Raw genomic sequence first — 22,447 nt, forward strand, 5'->3', positions numbered from 1 at the left:
CACATGGCAGCCGGCGCAGTGATGTACACCTTCGCGTTGCAGCTGGCTGATGTGGACCGCGGGGTCTACGAAGACATCACGCTGCGGGCCGCTCGGCACCCTTCCGAGACCGACGCGTACATGATGACGCGCGTGCTCGCGTACTGCCTCGAATACGTGGAGGGAATCACCTTCAGCGAGGGGATCTCGTCGACGGCGACCGAGCCGGCGGTGCTGGTCCGCGATCTCACCGGCAGGCTCACCACGTGGATCGAGGTGGGCGCGCCGGATGCCGAGCGACTGCACTTCGGGAGCAGGCTGGCCGACCGCACGACGGTCTACACGCATCGCAACCCGGAGAAGGTGATCGCGGCGTGGTCCGGCAAGCGCGTCCACCAGCTCGAGAAGATCACCGTGCAGAGCTTCGACCAGGGATTCCTGGATGCCGCGGTCGCGGTACTCGAGCGCCGCAACACGCTGACCGTGTCGGTCGTCGAGGGGCAGCTGTATCTCGAGTTCAACGGCGTGACGTTGAACAGCGACATCCACGTGCATCAGCCGGGCTGAGCCGGCGCCGAGTGTCACTGGGTTCGTGTCCAGAAGACCTGTCGCGAGCGTGCACGTCCGGGCGGTTGTGACCTGGCTGGCGATCTTTCCTCTGGTCACCATCGGGATGACGGTGCTGGCCCTCGTCGCCGACCAGTGGCCTCCTGTCTTGCGAGCCTTCGTCCTGACCGCCGTCGTGGTGCCGCTCGCCGTCTACCAGATCGTGCCGCGGCTGCTCGGACTGCACGGCCGGATCGTCGCCTTCCGCGGACGTCGCCGAGCGGCCCGTGGCTGAAGTCGGACGCTGACGGCTCCGGGTGCTGGGGGGCTCGAGGTCTCTGCTGGCGATCCTCACGCAGATCGGAGCCGTGCCGGACCCGGCAGCGAGCTAGCCGCGGTCCGAGCACCGGCGCTCAGCTCGAGCTGCGCTGGATCAGGATCGGCCCACCCGGCCGGACGGCGGCGTGCCTCCCCTGCTCAGGGTGTCGCGCGACGGTGCTCGAGCTCCAGCACCGCCGCCTGGGTGCGCCGCTCGAGGCCGAGCTTGGCGAGGAGGCTCGAGACGTAGTTCTTGACGGTCTTCTCGGCGAGGCCGAGCTCGACGCCGATCTGCCGGTTCGTCATCCCCTCGGCGATGTGCCCGAGGATCTGCCGTTCGCGGAGGCCGAGCCCGGCGAGGCGCGGGTCGGTCGACTGCGTGTCGGTCAGCGCGGTGGTGGCGGCTCGTCGGAGGGTCGGATCGAGGAGGCGGCGGCCGGCGGCCACGGCGCGCACCGCGTCGACCAGTCCTGTCCCGCGGATGTCCTTGAGCACGTATCCGGCGGCGCCGGCGAGGACCGCGGCGTAGACCGCCTCCTCGTCGTCGTAGGCGGTGAGCATGATGCACTGCACTCCCCCGACGTTCTGGAGCACGTCGCGGCAGACGTCGATGCCGCTGCCGTCGGGGAGGCGCACATCGAGCAGCGCGATCGCAGGGCGGACCGCCCGGATGCGGGTCATCGCCTGCGCAGCGGTGCCGGCCTCCCCCACGACCTCGATGTCGTCGTTCGCCGAGAGCAGGTCGGACACCCCGCGGCGGACGATCTCGTGGTCGTCGAGGAGGAAGACGGTGATCGGTGTCATCTCGGGGATCCGTTCGGTGGGAGGGGGGCGGCGAGGGGCGCGCTCCAGCGGATCGTCGTGCCGGAGGGGTCCGTCTCGATCGAGAGGGACCCCTCCCGACGGTCCGCCCGGTCGGCCATGTTCTGGAGCCCGCTGCGGCGAGTCGAATCGCGGGGCATCCCGTGGCCGTCGTCGCTCACCTCGAGGTGCACGGCGTCCTCGGCCAGCGAGACGGAGACGCGGGCGCTCCCGGCGTCGGCGTGGCGGGCGATGTTGGTGAGCGCCTCCCGCGCGACCGCGACGACGTCGTCGGCGAGCGAGCCGCGCACGAGCAGATCGAGAGGACCGGAGAAGGCGATCGCCGGGGTCGAGGAGAGCCCGGTCGCGCCCGGCTCGGCGAGGGCGAGGAGGCGCTGGCGCAGCGACTCCCCCGCCTGGTGCCCGCGAGAGCTGAGGGCGAAGATCGCAGTGCGGATCTGCGCGATGCTGCGGTCCAGCCGGTCGACGGCCCGGAGCACCCGCGCCGCGGAGGCGGGCGGCAGCACGGACGTGGCGTTCTGCAGGTCGAGCCCCGTGGCGAACAGCTCCTGGATCACGTGGTCGTGCAGATCGCGGGCGATGCGTCCGCGATCCTCCAGGACCAGCATCCGCTGCTGGGCGGAGCGGGCCGAGGCGAGCTCCATCGCGACCGTCACCTGTCCGGCGAGGTCCGCGGCCCGGTCGACGTCGGAGGGCCGGTACACGGGCCGGCCCGGGGCCCGGGCGATGAAGAGGACGCCGAGCCGGCGGTCCTCGGCGCGCAGGGGCAGGGCCATCACCGAGCCGATGTTCCTCCCCGTCCAGAGCGGTTCGTCGGTGGTGAGCCGCGCATCGGCGAGGGGGTCGAGGAGTGTCGGCTGACCCGACTCGAGGACGGTCGCGGCGAGGCTGTGGGCGTCGAGTCGGGTCCCCTCGACGCTCTCCGCGCCGAGGCCGCGCGCCACCGCCACGACGAGTCCGTCGATCGGCCCCGCCGCGGCGTCGTCCGGGTTCTCGGGAAGGACCAGCGACACCAGGTCGGCGGCCGCCACCTCGCGGATCCGGTCGGCCAGGCCACCCAGCCGGTCGACCTCGTCGAGCGAGAGGACGCGGGCGGTCAGATCCGCCGACGCGGCCATCCAGGCCTCCCTCTCCCGCGTCTCGTCGAAGAGGCGGGCGTTCTCGATCGCGATGCCGGCGGTCGCGGCGAGCGCCACCACGAGCTCCTCGTCCTCGGCACTGAACGCGCCGTGACGCGACTCGGTCAGGTAGAGGTTGCCGAAGACCTCGTCGCGGACGCGGATCGGCACCCCGAGGAAGGACTCCATGACGGGGTGGTGAGCCGGGAACCCCGCGGAACCGGGACTCCCGGCGAGGTGCGCGCGACGGATGGGCCGCGGATCGTCGATCAGCGCTCCGAGGAGCCCGTGGCCCTCGGGCAGGTGACCGATCTCCTCCACCGCCGCCGGATCCATCCCCACGTGGATGAACTGCTCGAGCCCGCCGTGGGGAGAGATCACTCCGAGAGCGCCGTAGCGGGCGCCGACGAGGACGACGGCGGCCTCGGCGATGCGGCGCAGAACGACGGGGAGGTCGATCTGCTCGACCACGGAGGCGTTCGCATGCAGGAGGGCGCGCAAGCGCTCCTCCGTGCCCACCGGACCGCCGGGGGACGGCGGAGCGGAAGCACGGAGCGGCGCGTCGGGCGACGTCGGCGGATCGTCTGCAGCCACGAGGGCCTCCCAGGTCACGGGCGATGCTACTCCCGCGCGGCGTCGACGGGACCTTCGCCTCTGCATCCCGTCGACACCGCGGCGCAGGCTGACGGGAGGGAGGGCGCCATGACACCCCATCTCCTCGTAGGAGTCGACGGGTCGAGCCCGAGCCGGGCGGCGGCGCGCTGGGCGGGCGAGCGCGCCGCCGCTCTCGGACGGGGCGTCCTCCTCCTGCACGTGCTCGACGACGAGTGGGGCGGGGTCGGGCACGACGTCGCCGAGGATCTGCAGCGCCGTGCGGAGGCGACCCTGGAGGAGGAGCGCGGACGTCTGCTCGCGCTCCACCCCGGACTCGCGGTGGAGGTGCGCTCGGTGCACGGGAACCCGATGGACGAGCTGGCCGAGTGCTCGCGTTCCGCAGCGATGGTCGTGGTCGGCACGCATCGGACCGGTTTCGTCCGAGGCCGGGTCGTCGGCTCCCGGAGCCTGCAGCTCGCGGCGGCGGCCGACGTCCCCGTCGCAGTCGTTCCGGAGCTGCTCGGCCGCCACCGCCACGGCGTGGTCGTCGGCCTGGACGAGAGTGCGGCGTCCCGCGCCGCGCTCGAGTTCGCCCTCGACGAGTGCCTCCGCGCACGCGGGGAGCTGACCCTCCTGCGTGCCGAGCCGAGGGACGCACCGAGCGGCGACCTGGTCTCCGACCCCGTCCTGCTCGCGGCCGTCGCGACCGCGCGGGCGGAGCTCCCCGACGGTGTGTTCCTCCGCGCCCGGCTGACACGACGCGATCCCGCCGAATCACTGCTCGACGCGGGCCGCGGAGCGGACATCCTGGTCGTCGGCAGCTCCCGGCGCGTCGGAGCCGCGCGGTGGACGCTCGGTCATGTGAGCCACGACGTCCTCCTGAACCTCACCGGACCGACGGTGGTCGTCCACGCTCCGCAGTGACCCGGGCGCGGGCCTCCCGCGGTCGGCGGCAGCGGTCACCTGCTCGCGAGCTCGGCGGGGGCACTCGCACGATCCCGGCCGTGCCGGCCCTCGGCGGGCACCACGAGGACCGGACGGAAGGCGCCCAGCACCACGTCGTGGCTGACGGAGCCGAGCATCAGCCGCTTCAGGCCTGTCCGCCCGCCGGCCCCGACCACGACGAGCCCCGCCCCGGGGTCGGCCTCGACGAGCACCGCCGCCGGTTCGCCCCTCAGCAGATCACTCCGGACCTCGAGCCCGGGGTGCGCGAGGCGCACGGCGGCGACGGCCTCGTCGAGGACTCTCCGGTGCGCGCGGCGGAGCGCCGTCAGCGTCTCGGGATCGATCGCGGAGGAGTCGTCGGGCAGCAGGGGCTCCTGCCAGACGTGGACGAGGTGGAGGACCTCCCTGCGCCGGGACGCCTCCCGCGCCGCGAGGTCCAGCGCCGTCGAGACGCCGGGAGAGTCGTCGACGCCCACGACGACCCGGCCGGGAGGCAGGGACTGAGCCGCCTCCGGGACGACGGCGAGGGGACCGCGCGTCGCACCGGCGAGGCGGACGCCGAGCGACCAGCCGAAGCGCGGGAGGAAGCCGCCCCGATCGTGAGTGCCGAGGACGAGCAGCGTGTCGGGGGCGCTCTCCGAGCACAGCACGGTGATCAGATCGCCGAGGACCACCCGGGCCGAGATGCGGGCGTTCGGAGTGGACTCCCGGGCTGCGGCGGCCGCTCGCTCCACCGCGGCTCGTGCGTTCGAGATCAGGGCGGCATCGACGGTCAGACCGGGAGCCGTGCGGGTCTCGTCGAGGACGGCGACCAGGGCGACGTCGCCCTGCGGATCACGGTCCAGAGCCCAGCGGAGCGCCGCGCGTCCGGGGCCGGTGTCCTCCCACGCGACGACGGTCCGGACGATGCCGGTCATCAGGTCTCCTTCAGGTCGGCGACCGCTCGGAGAGGAGCGGAGTGCCGGAGGTCGCGGGTGCTCTCGCCACGACGGTCCCCCACCGGGTCGCCCGGGACGATGATCGTGGGCGTCAGGATCCTGGTCAGCAGCTCCTGGCTCACGGACCCCAGCAGCAGACGCTGGAGACCGCGGGTGCTGCGAGTGCCGGCGACGACCAGGGCCGGTGTCGGATGCGCGTTCAGCAGCGCTCGACCCGCTGTGGACCGGACGGCCTCGCCGCGCACGCGGAGCATCGGGTACAGGGCGCGGATCTCCTCGACGAGGCGATGGACGATGTGCTCGTGCGCGCGCTCGAGCTCGTCGAGGAGTGTGCTGTCGTGGGCCAGGCCGTCGGCCCAGACCGGCGGAGGCTGCCAGGCGTTCACGAGCCACAGCGGCTCCTCCTGCAGCACGGCCTCGGACGCGGCGACGAGTGCTGCCGTGCGGGAGACCGGAGTGTCGTCGACCCCGACCAGGATGCCGGTGGGTGCGTCCGGGGGCTCGCGCGGCTCCGGGATCACCGCCACCGGCCCGCTCGCACGCGCCGCCAGCCGGGCACCGAGGGACCAGCCGTAGCGTCGTCGCGGGCCCTGCCGAGGACCGGTGCCGACGACGAGGAGCGTGGACGGGCCGGTGAGAGCGGTGAGCTCGTGGAGGGCGTCGCCCACTCGGAGCTCGGTCTCGACCCCGATCTCCGGGGACGACTCGACGACGTCGGCGGCCGCGATCTCGAGAGCGGCGGCGGTCCCCCCGCCGGCACTGCCGATGGAACGACGTGCCGTGAGGGTGGTCCCGTCGAGGACCGCGACCAGCCGGACCACGCCCGCGCGACGCCGCTCCCTCGCGACGGCCCACTCGAGAGCCCGCCTCGACGGTCCGGATCCGTTCCAGGCGACGATCGTCGACTCCATCGGCGTCTCCTCCCTCAGCGCGGCGCCACGACTCCGCTGCCCCACCCTGACCGGGGAGGACACCCGCACTCCGGGTCGAAGGTCCCGGCAGTGGCGGAAGGGAGGACCAAAGACCTGGAGTGGCGACGAGCGAGGGGGCATCCTCGGGGTGACGATCGCGACACTGCCGTCGCCGTCGGACGGGACGCCGTTCGCGCCGTCGGGGAGGCTCCCCTCCTCCCCGGCGGCGCCCGCCGCCGCCCCTCCCCGCATCAGGAAGGACACACCGCCATGTGGACCAGTGAGAGCCCGGTCGCCGAACTCGACTCAGCGGAGTGCCGTGCGCTGCTGCGCTCGGCGGGCGTCGCGCGCCTCGCCGTGGCAGTGCGCGACGAGGTCGAGATCTTCCCCGTGACGATCGCCGCCGACCAGGAGGGCCGTTACGTCTTCCGCACGGCTCCCGGGACGAAGCTGCTCGAGCTCACGATCAACGCGGGTGTGGCGCTCGAGATCGACGGCGCCACCGAGGACGAGGTGTGGAGTGTGGTCGTGAAGGGCCGCGCGGCCGAGGTGGAGAGTCAGCGGGAGATCGACGAGGTCGACCGGCTCCCGCTGACCTCGTGGACGGCGACGCCGAAGTACCGCGTCGTCCGGGTGACTCCCGAGTCGATCACCGGCCGCCGGTTCCAGCGTCGGCCGGAGGTGGACCGCTACAGCTGAGCAGGGCCGGCGGCGAGGCGCGAGGCGTCGTCCGACGCGCGCCGGAGGGCCGTGGCGGCGAGGTCCGATCCCCAGGCCCGGGCACGCTCGAGCTCGCCGGGGAGGAGCCGGTTGCCGGTCGAGACGTGGAAGCTGACCGGCTCGGTCACCGCGGTGCCCGCGCGCCGGGCGAGGAGGCGGGCGGCCGCGCGACCGGCGGAGCCCGTGACGACCGGGTCGGTCCCCATGCAGGTGTCGAACACCGCCATCAGAGCACGGTCGTCCCAGCCGCCCTCGCCGAGCAGATCGCGCAGACCGCGGCCCGGGGCGTCGCGGTCCAGGCGCAGCGAGTCGCCGTGCGCCCGCGCCCACGCCTCCGCCTGCAGGCGCGAGCTCCGATCGGAGAGACCGTGCTTGTGCGTCGGTCCGCCGAAGACCACGAGATCGGCCGCTCGGAAGCTCGTCCCGGTGATCGCGTCGACGTCGAGCAGATCGACGGAGGCGAGATCCGAGATCCCGTCGGCCACCGCCTCCGCGACCGCGTGGGTGTTGCCGAACAGTGACTCGTAGGCGACGACCGCTCTCATGCGGTCAGCATGGGAGGCGGCCGACGTGCTCGGCGGGACCAACGTCCCGCGGCGATCACGGCTCGAGGCGGAGGCGGTCCTTCCCGTCGCGGGCGTGCGGCGGGCCCTTCGTCCCGTGGACGTGCGATCGCTCGCCGGAGGGTGGAGGTGGCGCCGTGGCGGTCGCGGCCGCGGGCGAGAGGACAGGACATGGCTCCGGACAGGATCGTGGTCGGCGCGGCGAGTACTCGCGAGGGCCGGTTCGCCGTCGACTGGGCGCTCCGGCGCGCGGAGCGGCTCGGGCTGCTGGTGGTGACCGTGCACATCCAGGAGGACCTCGCCTCCCGCCATCGACAAGATTCACCCGAGCAGGATCTCGTGCCCTCGGCGAGCGCCTTCTCGGCCGACGTGATCGCACCTCATGTCAGTGTCACGACGCACATCCGGCGGGGGCGCGTCGTCGACCAGCTCGTCGAGGAGTCCCGCACCGCGCGACTGGTCGTCGTCGGCCGCCACTCGCGCGACGACGGGACGCACGAGATGAGGCACTCCCCCGGTCTCGAGCTCGCCCTGCGTGCCGAGTGCCCCGTCGTGATCGTGCCGGCACCCCGCCCGGGCCACCACTCGGGCGTGGTCGTCGGAGTGGACGGATCCGAGCGCTCGGCGGCTGCCCTGCGCCTCGCGGCGGAGGACGCGGTCGCCCTCGACGAGGAGCTCACCGTGGTCACCGCGTGGTCGCCCGTGGACATGGGTGTCCCCGGCCTGATGCCCGAGCTCTCCTCCTCCGATCGCCTCGCCGCAGCGAGCCGGGAGCTCGTCGACCGCGCGCTGCTCCCGGTGCAGGCGGCCCACCCGGGGCTGCGCGTCCGCGTGGTCGTCGACCGGGGTTTCCCCGCGGCCGTGCTCTCCCGCGCATCGGAGCACGCATCGGAGCTCGTCGTGGGGAGCCGCGGTCTGCACGGGATCACCGAGCTCGTGCTGGGCTCGGTGTCCCACGAGCTCGTCGTCGCGCCGCCGTGCCCGGTGGTCGTGCTGCCGTCGAGGATCACCGCTGCCGTCACGGCCTGACGCCGCCCTCGGCCCCGTCGCGGGACCGGGGTCTCGGACACCCCTCAGGAGACCGCCATGCCGTCCTCCACTCTCGTCGCCTGGAATCCCTCGCATCCTCCGACCGCCGCGCTCGACTGGGCGCTCCGCCGCGCCCGGGCGCTCCACGGCCCGGTCGAGCTCGTCCAGGTCCTCGACGACGTGCTGACCGCCGACGGAGACGTCCCCTCGGGGCCCGTCGCGGCGCTCGAGGGCGCGATCGAGCGGATCAGGGAGGAGCATCCGGGCATCCCGATCAGCGGGCGGGTCGTCCACGGCTTCGTGGTCCCCGCTCTGGCCCGCGAGACCGCGATGGACCGGCTCCTCGTCATCGGACGTCCCGAGCGGGCGTTCCGCCTGGGTTCCCGCTGGTCGTTCGGGTCCGAGGTCTCGGCGGTCGCCCACGGTCCTGTCTCGGTGGTGCCGGCCGCGAGCGCGCCCGATCGCTCCGGTGTGGTGGTCGGGGTCGACGGGTCCCCCGGATCGTGGGCGGCCGTCGTGTTCGCCGCCGAGGAGGCCGAGCGGACGGGGCAGCCCCTCCGGATCGTGCACGGCGGAGAGGACCGCGGCAGCGGAGAGGTCGTCCGGGCCCGGCTCGCGGACCACGAGCACACGATCCGCGACATCGCCCGCCGTCTGCGGACCGCGATCCCGGGATCGACTCTGCAGCCCGAGCTCGTCCTGTCGTCGGAACCGCCGGCGCGTGCACTGCTGCGCGGCGAGCCCGCTCCGGCGCTCGTGGTGATCGGGAGCCGCCGCCTGACGGGGCTCTCGAGGCTCCTCCTCGGCTCCGTGAGTGACGACCTGCTCGCAGCCCTCGAGACCGCCCTCGTCGTGGTGTGCCCACCGGAACGGCAGCATCCGTCGCCCGTCCGCGAGGTCGCGCGGACAGGATCCGTCAGGGGGCCGGAGGGTGCACTGCACGTCCTGGGCGCACCGCGTGGTCGCGCGGAGCCGGCCGGAGGGCACGAGTGACGGAGGCTCCGACCGCGGCGGTGATCGGGCCGGTCGGAGGGGCGCTGTCGACCGGGGGCGCCGTCACCGCCTGAGGCGTCGCGGCAGCACGTCGAGGGGCGCTCCCCTCGACCCGAGCCGCTCGACCGAGGCGGCGGCTGCTCGGTGCGCGCCTCAGGGCTCGAACCGCAGGCGCCGGGCGACCACGTCCGTGGCGGTCTCCCTGACGCTGCGGCCCGACTCCGCTGCGCGGCTGCGGAGGAGGATCATGGCCTCCTCGACTCCGATCGACATCTGGACCGCGATCATCCCCGCCGCGTGGTGCATCTCGCGCAGTCCTGTCGACTCGGTCTCCGTCTCCTCGCCGAAGCTCTTCACCGCGATCGCCAGCTCGGTCCTGCTCCGCACGGCCAGGCGGCGCAGGACCACGGTGACGTGGCTCTTCACCGTGGCGTGGCTGACGAACAGCCGGGCCGCGATCTCGCCGTTGGTCATCCCCTCGGCGACGAGGTGGGCCACGGCCCGCTGGCGCTCGGTCAGCCGGTTGAGCGGGGTCGGACCCGATCCGGCCTCCGCGACGGTCGTCGGGGCGGTGCTCAGGAACTGCACGAGGTGCGGGGCGAACAGGCGGTCGAGGACGAGCTCGTCCTGCGACAGGGCCCGGATGCCGTCGAGCAGCCTCGGCGCGGCGACCGAGTGGGGCAGGCAGCCCCTCACTCCGGCCCGCATCATGCCGACCAGGTCGAACTCCGCCTCGATCCCCGCGAGGATCAGCACCGCTCGGTTGCGGCTGCACAGCTCGCCGAGCGGTTCCCCCCGCGTCTGGTCGAGCAGGCCCAGCCGGACGATGACGACGTGCGGGTCCAGCTGCTCCGCGATCGAGCACGCCGATTCGACGTCCGCCGCCTCCCCCACTACCGAGAGGCCGGCCTCGGGATCGATGAGCGCGCGCAGCCCGACACGGGAGATCTCGTGGTCGTCGCAGAGCAGCACCCGCACGTTCTCCGCCGGAGGACCGGCGTCGACGGGCTGCGGGGCCCGGACACCGCGAGCACGGGACGCGCCCGCCGCGGCCTGCACGGTCATCGGGCACCGCTCGCCGTCGCGGGAGCGGTGCAGCAGTCGAGCACCGGGAGCCGGAGGCTCCGTCCGGTCGTCCTCGGTCCTCCGGCGCTCGCGCCTGCGTCATCCCCCATGCGGTGATCCTGGCCGTCGCAGCGGTCGGGCACGGGCCGAAGGTCCCGTGGGACGGACCGATCGGCCCGGACGGTCCGAGCGACCGGGGCCGGAGGGACGCCCCCTCCGGTCGCGGACTCCCGGTCCGATGCCCGTCACGCGGACTGCGACCTCCGGACGCCGGCAGTCGACCCGGGCGGGGGTCCGCCCCCGTCGGCCGGATGAGGGGCGGTCCAGGAGGAGGTGCCCGGCTCCTCCGTCCGGCCGGTGTGGGGGTCCACCGAGTCCCGCTCTCCGGCGGATGCCCGCACCTATGAGGCGTCTTAGCGTTCTCTATGTCCGAGCGGCCAGGTCGCCCGGCACTGTCGCCGGCGACACCCGCTCGGCCGACATCGTCCGAGTGAAGGGGAGCCAGTGATGCAGCAGGTCATGATCGTCGCGAAGATGCGTCCGGAGGACGCACCCGATGTGGCCGACATCTTCAGCCGGTCCGATGCGACAACGATGCCCGAGGAGATCGGGGTGGTCGGCAGGTCGCTCTACCGCTTCCACGGGATCTACGTGCACCTCATCGACTTCGCGGTCCCGGCCGGCGACGCCATGCGGGTCGCCCAGCGGCTGCCCGCGTTCCGAGCGGTCAGCGACGAGCTGCGTCCGCACATCGAGGCGTACGACCCGGATTGGGCGTCGCCGCTCGATGCGATGGCCGAGCGCTTCTACCACTGGTCGGCGCCGAGTCGTCGAGCCTGACCCGGTCCTCCCCCGTCGGCCTCGCGTCGACGGTGGGGTACCGGGAGCCGCCGGACACGCGGTGCTCCGAGGTCTGCGGACCGGACGTGTCCGCTGTGAACACACGAGGACGTGCGAGAAGGGGATGCGATGATGCACACGACGGAGTCGACGGCACCGGCCGCCGGACAGGCCGAGTGGACGAAGTGCCCGGGCTGCGGGAGTCTGCTCTACCGCAAGCGGCTCGACAGGAATCTGTCGGTCTGCCCGGAGTGCGAGCACCACGTGCGGATGGGGGCGCGGGCCCGGATCGACTCGCTGGTCGATCGGGACAGCTTCAGAGAGTCGGTCTTCGACGACGTCCTGCCGGATCCGCTCGAGTTCGTCGACTCCCGCTCGTACTCGGATCGGCTGGTCTCCGCGCACCGCGCGTCCCGCGAGTCCGAGGCGGTCGTCGTCGGCACGGCGCTCCTCGGCGGGCGCCGAGTGGTTCTCGCTGTCATGGAGTTCTCCTTCATGGGCGGAAGCATGGGCCTGGAGGTCGGCCGACGCGTGAGCGAGGCGGCCGAGCTGGCGCTCCGCTCGCACGACCCGCTGATCGTCGTCTGCGCCAGCGGCGGGGCGCGCATGCAGGAGGGCGTCTTCTCGCTGCTGCAGATGGCCCGCACGGCGGTCGCGTTCGCCCGGCTCCGGGAAGCCGGCGTCCTGTCGGTGTGCGTCCTCACCGACCCGACCTACGGAGGCGTCTCCGCCTCCTTCGCGAGCCTGGGCTCGGTCGTGATCGCGGAGCGGGGCGCCCACGTCGGATTCGCCGGCCCCCGGGTCGTCCGCGAGACGATCCACGCCGCCCTTCCCGCCGACTTCCAGGCTGCGGAGTCGCAGCTGCGGCACGGCCTGATCGACCGGGTCGAGGACAGGGCCGATCTGCGGTCCCTCCTGCAGCGGCTGGCCGCCCTGCACTCCCCCCGGAGCGCGTTCCCCACGGTGGATCCCGATTCCGAGCCCGAGCCCGACATCGCGGTGGCGACCGGGTCGAGCGCTCCGCGGGACCCGTGGGAGGTCGTCCAGGCCGCGCGCTGCGTCGACCGTCCGACCGCGTCCGACTACCTCCGGCTCGTCTTCGACGACGTCGTCGAGCTGCACGGCGACCGCGCCTCCGCCGACGACCCCGCCGTCATCGGCGGAGTGGCGTCGATCGGGGGGCGGTCGGTCGTCGTCATCGGGACCCAGAAGGGCCACACGGTCAAGGAGCTCGTCGCGCACAACTTCGGCATGGCCCACCCCGAGGGCTACCGCAAGGCCATGCGGTTGATGGCGCACGCCGAGTCGTTCGGGCTGCCGGTCGTGACCTTCGTCGACACCCCCGGCGCCCACCCCGGCCCCGAGGCGGAGGAGCACGGGCAGTCGACGGCGATCGCCGAGACCATCCTCCGCAGCTCCCGCCTGCGGGTACCGGTGGTCGCCGTGATCACGGGCGAGGGCGGCAGCGGGGGCGCGCTCGCCCTCTCCACCTCCGATCGGCTGCTGGTGCTCGAGAACGCGTTCCTCTCGGTGATCAGCCCCGAGGGCTGCGCGGCCATCCTCTGGCGCAGCGCGGCGTCCGCACCGGACGCGGCACGCGCGCTGCGGCTCGGGGCCGGGCATCTGCTCGAGAGCGGAGTCGCCACCTCGGTGGTCCCCGAGCCCTCGGGCGGCGCGGGGGCGGACCCCGCCGCCTGCGCTCGGACGCTCCGCGCGGCCGTCGTCCGAGAGCTGGACGAGCTGCGGGGCGTCTCCCCGGCCGATCTGCTCGCGAGCCGGGAGGAGCGGTTCCGCCGCCTCGACGGCTCGGTGCTCACGGCTCCGCTCCTGGACGACCTGGCCGTCTGAGGGGTGCCGAGATGACGATGGACGGCTCGACCGCGACTCCGGAGGACGGCGTCCCCGCGGAGCCGACTCCGGACACGGGTGCCGCCGACTCGATGGGCGGACTCCGGCAGGAACTGGCGGAGCTCGCCCGGATCCTGCCCGGCGACCTCCGCAGGCTCCGCGTGCGCGGCGGCGACCGCGAGATCGAGGTCGAGTGGGCCGACCGGGCTGCTCCGAGCGATCCGCTCGCCGAGAGGCAGTGGGCGCCGCGACCGGAGGATCCGACCACCGCGGTCCCGTCACCGGCGCAGGACGAGACGCTCGCGGCGGTGCGGGCGCCGCTCGTGGGCTCCTACTTCTCCGCCCCGTCGCCGGGCGCCGAGCCGTTCGTGCAGGTCGGCGACCGGGTGGAGGCGGACACGACGGTGGCGATCATCGAGGCGATGAAGCTGATGAATCCGATCCCGGCCGGCCGGGCCGGCATCGTGGCCGAGCTGCCGGTGGGCAACGGCGACGCCGTCGAGTACGACCAGGTCATCCTCCGCCTCCGTCCGACGGGGCAGACGCCGTGATCCGCCGGCTGCTCATCGCCAATCGCGGCGAGATCGCCCTCCGGATCCTCAGGACCTGCCGAGAGCTCGGCATCGAGGTCGTCGCCGTGCACAGCTCCGCCGACTCCGACTCCGAGGTGGTCCGTCTCGCCGACATCGCCGTGAACATCGGGCCCCCGGCACCGCGCCGGAGCTACCTCAACATCCCCAACATCGTCGAGGCGGCCCTGCAGACCGGTGCCGACGCCGTCCACCCCGGCTACGGATTCCTCTCCGAGGACCCGGACTTCGCGGAGATCTGCGAGGCGGCGGGACTCGTGTTCATCGGGCCTCCGTCCTCGGTGATGCAGAGCATGGGGAACAAGGCCACCGCACGCGGGCTGATGCGTGCGGCGGGGCTGCCGATGCTGCCGGGAGTGGTGGAGCCGGTCCGCTCGGTCCGCGAGGGCCAGCAGATCGCCGACGCCATCGGCTATCCGGTCATCATCAAGGCCGCTGCCGGCGGCGGAGGTCGGGGGATGACCGTCGTCCGCACCCGCGAGCAGTTCAGCGACGCGTACCTCACCACTCGCGAGGTCGCCAGGGCGGTGTTCAGCGACCCGGCGGTCTACGTGGAGCGCTTCCTCCCCGGCGCCCGTCACGTCGAGGTGCAGGTGCTCTGCGACCAGCACGGCAACGGAGTCTCCCTCGGCGAGCGCGACTGCTCGCTGCAGCGCCGCCACCAGAAGCTCCTGGAGGAGGCGCCCGCCGCCCGCCTGACCCCCGCCCGGCGGGAGCGCCTCGGGGCGCTGGCCGTCCTCGGTGCGCTGTCGGTCGGCTACACGGGGGCGGGAACCGTGGAGTTCCTCATCGACGGAGCCGACGAGCCGTACTTCATGGAGATGAACGCCAGGATCCAGGTCGAGCACCCGGTCACCGAGCTGGTGACGGGCATCGACCTCGTCCGCGAGCAGATCCTGATCGCGGACGGAGTACCGCTGTCCTTCGGGCAGGAGGACGTCCGCTGCCTCGGCACCGCCATCGAGTGCCGCATCAACGCGGAGGACCCGGCCCGCGGCTTCGCGCCCGCCCCTGGTCGACTCGAGGACTTCCGGGCACCGGGCGGGCCGTGGACGCGCCTGGACACCGGGTACCGGGAAGGGGATCGGGTGAGCCCGCACTACGACTCCCTGATCGCCAAGCTCATCGTCTGGGCCCCGACCCGCGATCAGGCGCTGGACCGCATGGACCGGGCGCTCGCCGAGATGACGCTGGAGGGTCCGGGCCTGACGACCACGGCCGACCTGCACCGCGCCCTGGTGAGCCACCCCGACATCCGCGCCGACCGCCACGACATCCAGTTCCTCGACCGGGAGATGCCTGACCTCATCGTCCGCGCCGCCGAGATCCACTCGAGGGAGCTCGGCTCCCCTCCCCCTGCAGTCGGCCTCCGTGCCGGCGGACCGGCGCACGAGGGGCCGCCGGCCGTCGCCCTCCCACCCACTCCCCTCACGACGGAGGTCCTACCGATATGAACGACACCTTCACCCTCGACGCCCTGATGACGCTGCTGACCCGGAAAGCGGGTCTGCCGCTCTCGGCGCACACCGACGACCCGGACGCACGGTTCTCGGACGTCGACCTCGACTCTCTGGCCTTCCTCGAGATGCAGACCGCTCTCGCGGAGACCTACGGTGTCGAGCTGCCCGACGACCAGACGGAGCGGTACACGTTCGGCGAGATCGTCGACCTGGTGCAGGACCGACTGGCGGAGCGCTCCGTCGAGCGGGCCCGGTGACCGGCGTGTCCACGACGAGCAGCGGCCCGACGAGCGCCGACCGGGCGACCGGATCGGCACCTCCGGACGCCTCGACCGCGGGACCCGCCGACGAGTCCGTCGACACCGAGGGCCACACGGACAACTCCGTGGTCATCGAGGCGCCGCTCGAGCTGGTCTGGCGGATGACCAACGACCTCTCCACGTGGCCGACGCTCTTCACCGAGTACTCCTCGGTCGACGTCCTCGAGAGCCGGGACGGGAGCTGGTTCCTGTTCCGGCTGGCCCTGCACCCCGATGCCGACGGGACCGTGTGGAGCTGGATCTCGGAGCGGACGCTCGATCCGATCGCCCACCGGGTCACGGCCCGGCGGGTCGAGCCCGGCCCGTTCGAGTTCATGGACATCGAGTGGACGTTCCGCTCCCTCCCGGGCGGGACGGTCATGCGATGGGTGCAGGACTTCCGCATGCGGGACGACGCGCCGATCGACACCGCCGCGATGACCCGGCGCATCAACGGCACCAGCCGTCAGCAGATGGCCGTCATCGCCGAGAAGGTGCGCGACGCCGCCGACCGCGTCTCATGACCGCTCCGGCGCACCCGCGCCCCCTCCCCTCCGAATCCCGCACTGCCGAGGAGTCCCGATGACCATCACTGCGCACCCCGTCACCCCCGTCGCCTGCGGCCCCGTCGTGCACCGCGACGACGCCCCGTCCAACCGCCGACGCGGTGGCGACATCCGCACTCTGCTCTCGCCCGCCAGCGTCGGCGCCACGGCGGGATTCCTGGGGACGCTCACCCTCGAGCCGGGTGAGATCGTGACCGAGCACTGGCATCCGTACTCCGAGGAGTTCCTCTACTGCGTCCGCGGCGACGTCTCGATCACCGTCGACGCCGAGGAGCGCCGGCTGACCGAGGAGTCGGCGATCCACATCCCGGTGGGGGTGCGGCACCGCATCGTCAACGACGGCGCGGAGCCCGCCTTCTTCGTCTTCACCTGCGGGCCGCTGGCGCCTCGCCCCGAGCTGGGCCACGTCGACACCGAGGTGCCGCCGGGAGCCGGTGGCGCGCGATGAGCGCGGGACGACGGGTCGTGGTCACCGGGGTCGGTGTCGTCGCACCGGGCGGCATCGGGAAGCAGGCCTTCTGGGGCATGCTGACGGAGGGGCGCACGGCCACCGCCAGGATCAGCTTCTTCGACGCCTCCCGGTTCCGGTCGCAGATCGCCGCGGAGGTCGACTTCGATCCGCTCGCCTGCGGCCTGACTCCGCAGGAGGTCCACCGGAACGACCGCTTCGTCCAGTTCGCCCTCGTCGCGGCCGATGAAGCCGTCGCCGACAGCGGGCTCGACCTGCAGTCGGGGGAAGGAGTCGATCACGACCGGCTCGCCGTGAGCCTCGGCAGCGCCGTCGGCGCGACGACCCGCCTCGAGGACGAGTACGTCGACGTCAGCAACCACGGCAGGGACTGGCTGGTCGATCCCGCCTACGGCTCGAGGTTCCTCTACAACGCCCTGGTGCCCAGCAGCGCCGCGACCGAGCTCGCGGTCCGCTTCCACGCTCACGGGCCGGCGTCCGTCATGTCGACCGGATGCACCTCGGGCCTGGACGCCGTCGGCTACGGCGCCCAGCTGATCGAGGACGGCGACGCCGACATCGTCATCGCCGGGGCGAGCGACGCGCCCATCTCGCCGATCTCGCTCGCGTGCTTCGACACGATCCACGCCACCTCGGCCCGCAACGACGATCCCGAGCACGCGTCCCGTCCGTTCGACGCCACCCGGGACGGATTCGTCATGGGAGAGGGCGGTGCCGTGCTGATCCTGGAGGAGTACTCGCACGCTCGAGCCCGCGGCGCCCACGTGTACTGCGAGGTCGGCGGCTTCGCGAACAGGTGCAACGCGTTCCACATGACCGGACTCCGGCCCGACGGCGCGGAGATGAGCGCGGCGATCGACGCGGCGCTGCGGCAGGCGGAGCTCGACCCCTCCTCCGTCGACTACGTGAACGCCCACGGCTCCGGCACCAAGCAGAACGACCGGCACGAGACCGCAGCGGTGAAGCGCAGCCTGGGCCGCCACGCCTACGAGACCCCGATGAGCTCGATCAAGTCGATGGTCGGGCACTCGCTCGGCGCGATCGGCTCGATCGAGCTGGTCGCCTGCAGCCTCGCCATCGAGCACGGTGTCGTCCCGCCCACGGCGAACCTCGAGCAGCGCGACCCGGAGTGCGATCTGGACTACGTGCCCAAGACCGCGCGGGACATGCCGGTCGACGTCGTCCTCTCGGTGGGCAGCGGCTTCGGAGGCTTCCAGTCGGCTGTCGTGCTCGCGAAGCCCGGGGTGACGGCATGACCCGCGCGGTGATCACCGGCCTCGGTGTGATCGCTCCGAGCGGAGTCGGCGCGGACGCCCACTGGCGCAGCACCATCGCCGGCGACCTGAGGGTCCGCCGCATCACGGCCTTCGATCCGACGCGCTACTCCACGACCCTCGCGGGGCAGGTCGACGACTTCGAGGTCACCGACCACGTCGACCCGCGGCTGGTGGTGCAGACCGACCGCTGGACCTGGATGTCCCTGGCCGCGACCCGGATGGCCCTCGACGACGCCGGGTACGACCCGGCCGACCACGACCCGTTCGCGACGTCGGTGGCTCTGGCCGCCGGCTCCGGCGGCAACGAGTTCGGTCAGCGGGAGCTGACCGGCCTCTACACCCGAGGACCTCGAGCGGTCGGCGCGTACCAGTCCATCGCGTGGTTCTACGCGGCGAGCACCGGGCAGTCCTCCATCCGCCACGCCACGAAGGGCCCGGCGAGCGTGCTGGTCTCCGAGGGGGCCGGCGGTCTGGACAGCCTCGGGCACGCGAGGCGGGTGATCCGCCGGGGCACCCCCGCGGTGATCGCCGGCGGAACCGAAGCTCCGCTGACGCCCTACGGCCTGACCTGCCACACCAGCAGCGGTCGCACGACCTCCGCCGCGGATCCCCGTGACGGGTACAAGCCGTTCGACGAGCGCGCCGGCGGCTACGCACCGGGCGAGGGCGGTGCCGTGCTCCTCGTCGAGGATCTGCAGACCGCGCTCACCCGCGGGAGCCCGCAGATCTACGGCGAGATCGCCGGCTACGCCGCGACCCACGACGCGTTCGACTCCAACACTCCCTCGCCCGAGCCGACGCAGCTCGCCCGGGCGATGAGGCTCGCGATCGCGGACGCGGGACTGGAGGCCGAGGACATCGATCTCGTGGTGGCGGACGGCGCAGGAGTGGCCGAGCTGGACGCTCTCGAGGTCGCCGCGCTGCGCCTGGTCTTCGGCGATCGGATCGACGCCGTGCCGGTCACCGCTCCCCAGGGCTTCGTCGGCCGGCTGAGTGCCGGCGGGTCGGCGCTCAGCGCGGCGACGGCGCTCCAGGCCATCCGCGAGGGTCTGGCGCCCGCCGTCGGCAACCTCGACCGGCCCGACCCGGCCTACGGGCTCGACTTCGTGCGGGCACCACGCGAGCTCGATCTCGAGAACGTGCTGGTCAACGCCCGCGGGTTCGGCGGCTTCAACAGCTCGATGGTGCTGCGCCGGGTCACCGCATCCGATCTCGACCACCGCACCGAGGAGCCCCGCTCATGAGCAGTCCCGCGATCAGAACAGTGCTGCGCATGCGCGCCCGCGAAGGGAGGGAGACGGAGTTCCAGGAGGCCTGGGCGCGGGCCGCGGCCGACATCAGCCACGTGCCCGGCAACGTGAGTCAGGAGCTCACGCGTGATCTCGACGACCCGCGGACCTTCGTGATCACGAGTGAGTGGATCGACAGGGCGGCGGTCGACGCGTTCGGCCGCAGCGAGCAGCGGGAGGGCCTGACCGCGAGCCTGCGCGATCTGCGCGACGACGCCTCCCGGAGCACCTACGAGCTGCTGAGCGTCGTCCCCGCGACGACGACTCCGCACGTGCGCATCGACCTGACCACGCGGGTCGCGCCGGGCGAGGAGGAGGCGTTCGAGCGCGCCTACCGGATCGTCGCCTCGCGGCTGCTGGGCACCCCCGGGCTCGTGCGGGAGGAGCTCCTCACCGAGCCCGGCTCGCTCGTCTACCACATCTTCGCGGAGTGGGAGTCGGAGCAGTACTTCATCGACTGGGTGGAGGATCCGTCCCACGCCGATCAGAGCGGTCCGCTCGCGCGGTGGCTGTCGGTCGAGTTCGCCCGGCGCGTGCTCGAGATCCGCTTCCGCCCGCCGGAGCGCCTCGGCGCGGCGGGTGCGCAGGAGTTCGGCGCGGCGTCCCCGCCGCCGAGGCTCCCGGCACGGACACGTCCCGTGCCGGCCGCCTCCGCGCCAGCCACCGCCGCGCGGACCGCTCCTGCGCCGACCGCCTCTGCGCCGGCCGCCGCCGCGCCGATCGCTCCTGCGCCGACCGCCCCCGTTACCGTCCCGTCCGAGCCGGCGAGCGCCGAGAGACCAGAGCACTCCTCGGAGGCGCAGCCGCCGGCCGTGGCGCCGGTCGCACCGCCGTCCGCGGCGGGCGGCCGAGCCTCGAGCCGAGCCGCCCGCAGGACCGGCGATCCCGACGTCCTGATCATCGGCGGTGGCCCGGTCGGGCTCACCTGCGCCATCGAGCTCGCGCGGAGGGGCGTGGCCGTCCGCATCGTCGACAAGCGCTCCGGACCGGCCGACCGCGCCGACAAGGCGATCGGCATCCACTGCCGCACCATGGAGATCTGGGAGGACCAGGGCGTCGTCGCCGACGCGATCCGCGCCGGCATCTGGCTGCACGGTCAGACGGTCTACGTGAACGGGAAGAGGACCCACCAGGTCGACTGGTCGGGGCTCGACGAGCTGCCCTTCGCCCACCTCGGACTGCCGCAGTACGACACCGAGCGGATCCTCACCGAGCGGCTCGCAGGCCTCGGAGTGACGGTGGAGCGCGGTGTCGAACTGCTGTCCTTCGAGCAGGACGCCGAGGGAGTGGACGCGACGCTGGGCAGCGCCGACGGCACGACGACGGCACGAGCGCGGTTCCTGGTCGGCTGCGACGGCGGGCACAGCGCGGTCCGTGCCGGGCTGGGGCTCACGTTCGAGGGCGGCCTGTCGATGTTCCCGCAGCTGTTCATGCTCGGGGACGTCCGACTGGACTGGTCGATGCCGCCGGGCCACCTCCTGCGCTTCGTGCGGATCGAGGACGACGGCGACTTCACGGGCATGCTCGTCTGCGTCCCCCTCCCGGGTGCCGGGCGCTATCGCGTGGCGACCCTCGCCCCGCGGTCGCTGCAGAAGACCATCGGGGCGGGAGTGGTTCCCGCCGGGTTCTGGAGGGAGTACGCACCGCCCACGCTCGCCGACATCCAGGCGGTCCTCGACGACCTCGCGCCGGAGCCGACGAGAGCCAGCGACCTGCGGTGGTCCTCGACCTTCCGGGTCAAGCACGGCATCGTCGACCACTACCGCGTGGGCAGTGTCTTCGTCGCCGGGGACGCCGCGCACCTGCATCCCCCCGCCGGTGGTCAGGGGATGAACACCGGGATCCAGGACGCCTGGAATCTGGGGTGGAAGCTCGCGCTCGCCGTCCAGGACAACGCCGCACCCGATCTGCTGGACAGCTACGAGGCCGAGCGCCGACCCGCCGGCCGGGCGATCGTCGACCGCGCCGTCTCGCTGGCCTTCACCGACGAGATGGACATGGAGGACGAGAAGGCGCAGTTCCTGCTCGACATGCAGATGACCACGAGCTACGCCGGCAGCGCCCTCGTCGGTGAGGACGTCGCCGTCGAGGGAGCGCTGCGCGGACCGGCGCCGGGCGAGCGGGCGCCCGACGTGCACGGCCTCACGGCGTTCGGGGTCGGCCACGACCTCCGTCTCTTCGACCTCACCCGCGGAACGAGATCCACGCTGCTGCTCCACGCCGACGACTCCGTCGACGAGAACGGACTCGTCGAGGCCGGCGCGCTGGCCCGGACGGCGCGGCACCGGTCCTCGGGCGAGGTCGACGCCTTCCTGATCACCGGTCCGGAGTCGCGGATCCCGGCGGATCTGGGCGTGCCCGTCCTGCGGGACGGCTCGGGCGAGTTCGCGAGGACCTACGGCGGGCCGGGTCTCACGGTCCACCTGATCCGTCCGGACGGCCACGTCGGGTACCGCAGCGCCGGTGCGGTCCCCGACGGCCTCGACGCTCACCTCCGGCAGCTCTTCGGCGACATCTCGCCGATCGACCGACCCTCCGAGAGAAATGAGAAGCCATGACCTTCCGTCCGTTCCGCAACGTCATCGTCTGCCGTATGGCCCCGGGAAGCGAGGACACGGTGGGAGCCGTCTTCGACCACTACGACCGGATCACGCGACCCCAGGACCTCGGCGTCGTCGGGCGCACTCTGCTCTCGCACGACGACCTCTACCTCCACGTGCTCGACCGCAAGCAGGATCCCGCGATCTCGGGTCAACGGCGCGGGCTGCCTGCTTTCGAGAAGATCGCCGAGGAGATCGGTCCGTTCGTCACGCCGTACCCGAGCTACTGGGAGAACCCGTCGCACTCGGTCGCCAAGCAGTTCTACAGCTGGGTCCCCGAGGGGGACGTCCCCGAGGACCGGACGCTGACGGTCATCGTCCAGCGGATGAAGCCGGACTCTGAGGCCGACATCGCCCGGGTCTTCGCCGAGTCGGACGCCGGTCCCCTTCCCGTGGCGACCGGGGTCGCCGGCCGCTGGCTCTTCTCCATCGAGGACGTCTTCGTGCACCTCCTGGAGCAGGACAGCGCGCAGGCGGCCGCGGTGCGGCAGAACCACGAGTCGCTCCGGCCCGCCTTCGCGCGCGTGATGACGGATCTGAAGCCGTACGTCTCGCCGTACAGGCCGGAGGGATGGCAGACGCCGAGGGACTCGGTCGCCGCTTCCTTCTACCGGTGGGAGGCCGACGACTGGACGCCGCCGACCGACGCGTGACCGGCGTGCTCGCGC

The 22,447-nt window shown here is 72.9% G+C and carries 23 protein-coding genes; 17 read left to right on the plus strand and 6 right to left on the minus strand.

Annotated features, from left to right (window positions below):
• The first annotated feature begins 3 nt into the window (after positions 1-3).
• Together GSU68_RS08865 and GSU68_RS08870 are read left to right on the plus strand one after the other, a co-directional pair.
• Positions 4-546: a YaeQ family protein gene (locus GSU68_RS08865; protein WP_159907372.1), complete on the plus strand. Its 543-nt coding sequence runs from the start codon at positions 4-6 to the stop codon at positions 544-546.
• A gap of 25 nt (positions 547-571) precedes the next feature.
• Entirely contained in the window at positions 572-820 is a 249-nt protein-coding gene (locus GSU68_RS08870; RefSeq protein ID WP_244259438.1) for a hypothetical protein, read from the plus strand.
• Between the two features lie 182 nt (positions 821-1,002).
• On the opposite strand, the gene GSU68_RS08875 is transcribed toward GSU68_RS08870, so the two are convergent.
• Together GSU68_RS08875 and GSU68_RS08880 are read right to left on the minus strand one after the other, a co-directional pair.
• Positions 1,003-1,647, minus strand: coding sequence for a response regulator transcription factor (locus tag GSU68_RS08875; RefSeq protein ID WP_159907374.1), 645 nt, complete (start codon positions 1,645-1,647; stop codon positions 1,003-1,005).
• The gene (locus tag GSU68_RS08880; protein ID WP_159907376.1) at positions 1,644-3,284 is read right to left on the minus strand and encodes a GAF domain-containing protein; all 1,641 of its coding nucleotides are present in this window, start codon (positions 3,282-3,284) and stop codon (positions 1,644-1,646) included. Before GSU68_RS08880 ends, GSU68_RS08875 begins: the two co-directional genes overlap by 4 nt.
• 201 nt (positions 3,285-3,485) lie before the next feature.
• Between GSU68_RS08880 and GSU68_RS08885 the strand changes: the two genes are divergently transcribed.
• A complete protein-coding gene (locus GSU68_RS08885; protein ID WP_159907378.1) occupies positions 3,486-4,301 on the plus strand; it encodes a universal stress protein in 816 nt (271 codons plus the stop codon).
• Between the two features lie 35 nt (positions 4,302-4,336).
• Here GSU68_RS08885 and GSU68_RS08890 read toward each other — a convergent pair whose 3' ends face one another.
• Positions 4,337-5,239, minus strand: a complete 903-nt coding sequence (locus GSU68_RS08890) for a universal stress protein (RefSeq protein WP_159907380.1) — start codon at positions 5,237-5,239, stop codon at positions 4,337-4,339.
• Positions 5,239-6,171 carry a universal stress protein gene (locus GSU68_RS08895; protein WP_159907382.1) on the minus strand — a complete coding sequence of 311 codons (933 nt, stop codon included), beginning with the start codon at positions 6,169-6,171 and terminating at the stop codon, positions 5,239-5,241. The genes GSU68_RS08890 and GSU68_RS08895 overlap by 1 nt, the downstream gene beginning before the upstream one ends.
• 270 nt (positions 6,172-6,441) lie before the next feature.
• Between GSU68_RS08895 and GSU68_RS08900 the strand changes: the two genes are divergently transcribed.
• Positions 6,442-6,870: a pyridoxamine 5'-phosphate oxidase family protein gene (locus tag GSU68_RS08900; protein WP_159907384.1), complete on the plus strand. Its 429-nt coding sequence runs from the start codon at positions 6,442-6,444 to the stop codon at positions 6,868-6,870.
• On the opposite strand, the gene GSU68_RS08905 is transcribed toward GSU68_RS08900, so the two are convergent.
• Positions 6,861-7,436: a flavodoxin domain-containing protein gene (locus tag GSU68_RS08905; RefSeq protein ID WP_159907386.1), complete on the minus strand. Its 576-nt coding sequence runs from the start codon at positions 7,434-7,436 to the stop codon at positions 6,861-6,863. The genes GSU68_RS08900 and GSU68_RS08905 overlap by 10 nt on opposite strands.
• A gap of 189 nt (positions 7,437-7,625) precedes the next feature.
• On the opposite strand from GSU68_RS08905, the gene GSU68_RS08910 reads away from it, so the two are divergent.
• Entirely contained in the window at positions 7,626-8,483 is an 858-nt protein-coding gene (locus GSU68_RS08910) for a universal stress protein (protein WP_159907388.1), read from the plus strand.
• A 57-nt stretch (positions 8,484-8,540) separates the two neighbouring features.
• Positions 8,541-9,476, plus strand: a complete 936-nt coding sequence (locus GSU68_RS08915) for a universal stress protein (RefSeq protein WP_159907390.1) — start codon at positions 8,541-8,543, stop codon at positions 9,474-9,476.
• A 153-nt stretch (positions 9,477-9,629) separates the two neighbouring features.
• Here GSU68_RS08915 and GSU68_RS08920 read toward each other — a convergent pair whose 3' ends face one another.
• Positions 9,630-10,541 (minus strand): response regulator transcription factor, encoded by a 912-nt coding sequence (locus tag GSU68_RS08920; RefSeq protein ID WP_159907392.1) that lies wholly within the window; start codon positions 10,539-10,541, stop codon positions 9,630-9,632.
• A gap of 507 nt (positions 10,542-11,048) precedes the next feature.
• Here GSU68_RS08920 and GSU68_RS08925 point away from each other — a divergent pair.
• The 11 genes from GSU68_RS08925 to GSU68_RS08975 all read left to right on the plus strand — a co-directional run bounded on the left by GSU68_RS08925 (position 11,049) and on the right by GSU68_RS08975 (position 22,432).
• Complete coding sequence (locus GSU68_RS08925; RefSeq protein WP_159907394.1) at positions 11,049-11,381, plus strand: TcmI family type II polyketide cyclase; 333 nt, start codon at positions 11,049-11,051, stop codon at positions 11,379-11,381.
• Positions 11,382-11,510: 129 nt separating this feature from the next.
• Positions 11,511-13,229 carry an acetyl-CoA carboxylase carboxyltransferase subunit alpha/beta gene (locus tag GSU68_RS08930; RefSeq protein ID WP_159907396.1) on the plus strand — a complete coding sequence of 573 codons (1,719 nt, stop codon included), beginning with the start codon at positions 11,511-11,513 and terminating at the stop codon, positions 13,227-13,229.
• 11 nt (positions 13,230-13,240) lie between these two features.
• A complete protein-coding gene (locus GSU68_RS08935) occupies positions 13,241-13,780 on the plus strand; it encodes a biotin/lipoyl-containing protein (protein ID WP_208544673.1) in 540 nt (179 codons plus the stop codon).
• On the plus strand, positions 13,777-15,273 hold the full coding sequence (locus tag GSU68_RS08940) for an acetyl-CoA carboxylase biotin carboxylase subunit (protein WP_159907398.1): 1,497 nt from the start codon (positions 13,777-13,779) through the stop codon (positions 15,271-15,273). The genes GSU68_RS08935 and GSU68_RS08940 overlap by 4 nt, the downstream gene beginning before the upstream one ends.
• On the plus strand, positions 15,270-15,536 hold the full coding sequence (locus tag GSU68_RS08945) for a phosphopantetheine-binding protein (protein WP_159907400.1): 267 nt from the start codon (positions 15,270-15,272) through the stop codon (positions 15,534-15,536). Before GSU68_RS08940 ends, GSU68_RS08945 begins: the two co-directional genes overlap by 4 nt.
• Positions 15,537-15,541: 5 nt before the next feature.
• Positions 15,542-16,102 (plus strand): SRPBCC family protein, encoded by a 561-nt coding sequence (locus GSU68_RS08950; protein WP_159907402.1) that lies wholly within the window; start codon positions 15,542-15,544, stop codon positions 16,100-16,102.
• Positions 16,103-16,160: 58 nt separating this feature from the next.
• Positions 16,161-16,592: a cupin domain-containing protein gene (locus GSU68_RS08955; RefSeq protein ID WP_159907404.1), complete on the plus strand. Its 432-nt coding sequence runs from the start codon at positions 16,161-16,163 to the stop codon at positions 16,590-16,592.
• Positions 16,589-17,869, plus strand: coding sequence for a beta-ketoacyl-[acyl-carrier-protein] synthase family protein (locus GSU68_RS08960; RefSeq protein WP_159907406.1), 1,281 nt, complete (start codon positions 16,589-16,591; stop codon positions 17,867-17,869). Before GSU68_RS08955 ends, GSU68_RS08960 begins: the two co-directional genes overlap by 4 nt.
• The gene (locus tag GSU68_RS08965) at positions 17,866-19,134 is read left to right on the plus strand and encodes a beta-ketoacyl synthase N-terminal-like domain-containing protein (RefSeq protein ID WP_159907408.1); all 1,269 of its coding nucleotides are present in this window, start codon (positions 17,866-17,868) and stop codon (positions 19,132-19,134) included. The genes GSU68_RS08960 and GSU68_RS08965 overlap by 4 nt, the downstream gene beginning before the upstream one ends.
• Complete coding sequence (locus GSU68_RS08970) at positions 19,131-21,737, plus strand: FAD-dependent oxidoreductase (RefSeq protein ID WP_208544674.1); 2,607 nt, start codon at positions 19,131-19,133, stop codon at positions 21,735-21,737. Before GSU68_RS08965 ends, GSU68_RS08970 begins: the two co-directional genes overlap by 4 nt.
• The gene (locus tag GSU68_RS08975) at positions 21,734-22,432 is read left to right on the plus strand and encodes a TcmI family type II polyketide cyclase (protein WP_159907410.1); all 699 of its coding nucleotides are present in this window, start codon (positions 21,734-21,736) and stop codon (positions 22,430-22,432) included. The genes GSU68_RS08970 and GSU68_RS08975 overlap by 4 nt, the downstream gene beginning before the upstream one ends.
• Positions 22,433-22,447 lie beyond the last annotated feature (15 nt).

It is taken from the genome of Rathayibacter sp. VKM Ac-2759, assembly GCF_009834225.1.
GTDB lineage: Bacteria > Actinomycetota > Actinomycetes > Actinomycetales > Microbacteriaceae > Rathayibacter.

Excerpts from the sequence above, each read along its gene's own strand:
- GSU68_RS08865 (WP_159907372.1), top strand. The coding sequence starts at position 4 with ATGGCAGCCGGCGCAGTGATGTACACCTTCGCGTTGCAGCTGGCTGAT.
- GSU68_RS08875 (WP_159907374.1), bottom strand. The coding sequence starts at position 1,647 with ATGACACCGATCACCGTCTTCCTCCTCGACGACCACGAGATCGTCCGC.
- GSU68_RS08885 (WP_159907378.1), top strand. The coding sequence starts at position 3,486 with ATGACACCCCATCTCCTCGTAGGAGTCGACGGGTCGAGCCCGAGCCGG.
- GSU68_RS08890 (WP_159907380.1), bottom strand. The coding sequence starts at position 5,239 with ATGACCGGCATCGTCCGGACCGTCGTCGCGTGGGAGGACACCGGCCCC.
- GSU68_RS08895 (WP_159907382.1), bottom strand. The coding sequence starts at position 6,171 with ATGGAGTCGACGATCGTCGCCTGGAACGGATCCGGACCGTCGAGGCGG.
- GSU68_RS08900 (WP_159907384.1), top strand. The coding sequence starts at position 6,442 with ATGTGGACCAGTGAGAGCCCGGTCGCCGAACTCGACTCAGCGGAGTGC.
- GSU68_RS08905 (WP_159907386.1), bottom strand. The coding sequence starts at position 7,436 with ATGAGAGCGGTCGTCGCCTACGAGTCACTGTTCGGCAACACCCACGCG.
- GSU68_RS08910 (WP_159907388.1), top strand. The coding sequence starts at position 7,626 with ATGGCTCCGGACAGGATCGTGGTCGGCGCGGCGAGTACTCGCGAGGGC.
- GSU68_RS08915 (WP_159907390.1), top strand. The coding sequence starts at position 8,541 with ATGCCGTCCTCCACTCTCGTCGCCTGGAATCCCTCGCATCCTCCGACC.
- GSU68_RS08920 (WP_159907392.1), bottom strand. The coding sequence starts at position 10,541 with ATGACCGTGCAGGCCGCGGCGGGCGCGTCCCGTGCTCGCGGTGTCCGG.
- GSU68_RS08925 (WP_159907394.1), top strand. The coding sequence starts at position 11,049 with ATGCAGCAGGTCATGATCGTCGCGAAGATGCGTCCGGAGGACGCACCC.
- GSU68_RS08930 (WP_159907396.1), top strand. The coding sequence starts at position 11,511 with ATGATGCACACGACGGAGTCGACGGCACCGGCCGCCGGACAGGCCGAG.
- GSU68_RS08935 (WP_208544673.1), top strand. The coding sequence starts at position 13,241 with ATGACGATGGACGGCTCGACCGCGACTCCGGAGGACGGCGTCCCCGCG.
- GSU68_RS08945 (WP_159907400.1), top strand. The coding sequence starts at position 15,270 with ATGAACGACACCTTCACCCTCGACGCCCTGATGACGCTGCTGACCCGG.
- GSU68_RS08955 (WP_159907404.1), top strand. The coding sequence starts at position 16,161 with ATGACCATCACTGCGCACCCCGTCACCCCCGTCGCCTGCGGCCCCGTC.
- GSU68_RS08960 (WP_159907406.1), top strand. The coding sequence starts at position 16,589 with ATGAGCGCGGGACGACGGGTCGTGGTCACCGGGGTCGGTGTCGTCGCA.
- GSU68_RS08965 (WP_159907408.1), top strand. The coding sequence starts at position 17,866 with ATGACCCGCGCGGTGATCACCGGCCTCGGTGTGATCGCTCCGAGCGGA.
- GSU68_RS08970 (WP_208544674.1), top strand. The coding sequence starts at position 19,131 with ATGAGCAGTCCCGCGATCAGAACAGTGCTGCGCATGCGCGCCCGCGAA.
- GSU68_RS08975 (WP_159907410.1), top strand. The coding sequence starts at position 21,734 with ATGACCTTCCGTCCGTTCCGCAACGTCATCGTCTGCCGTATGGCCCCG.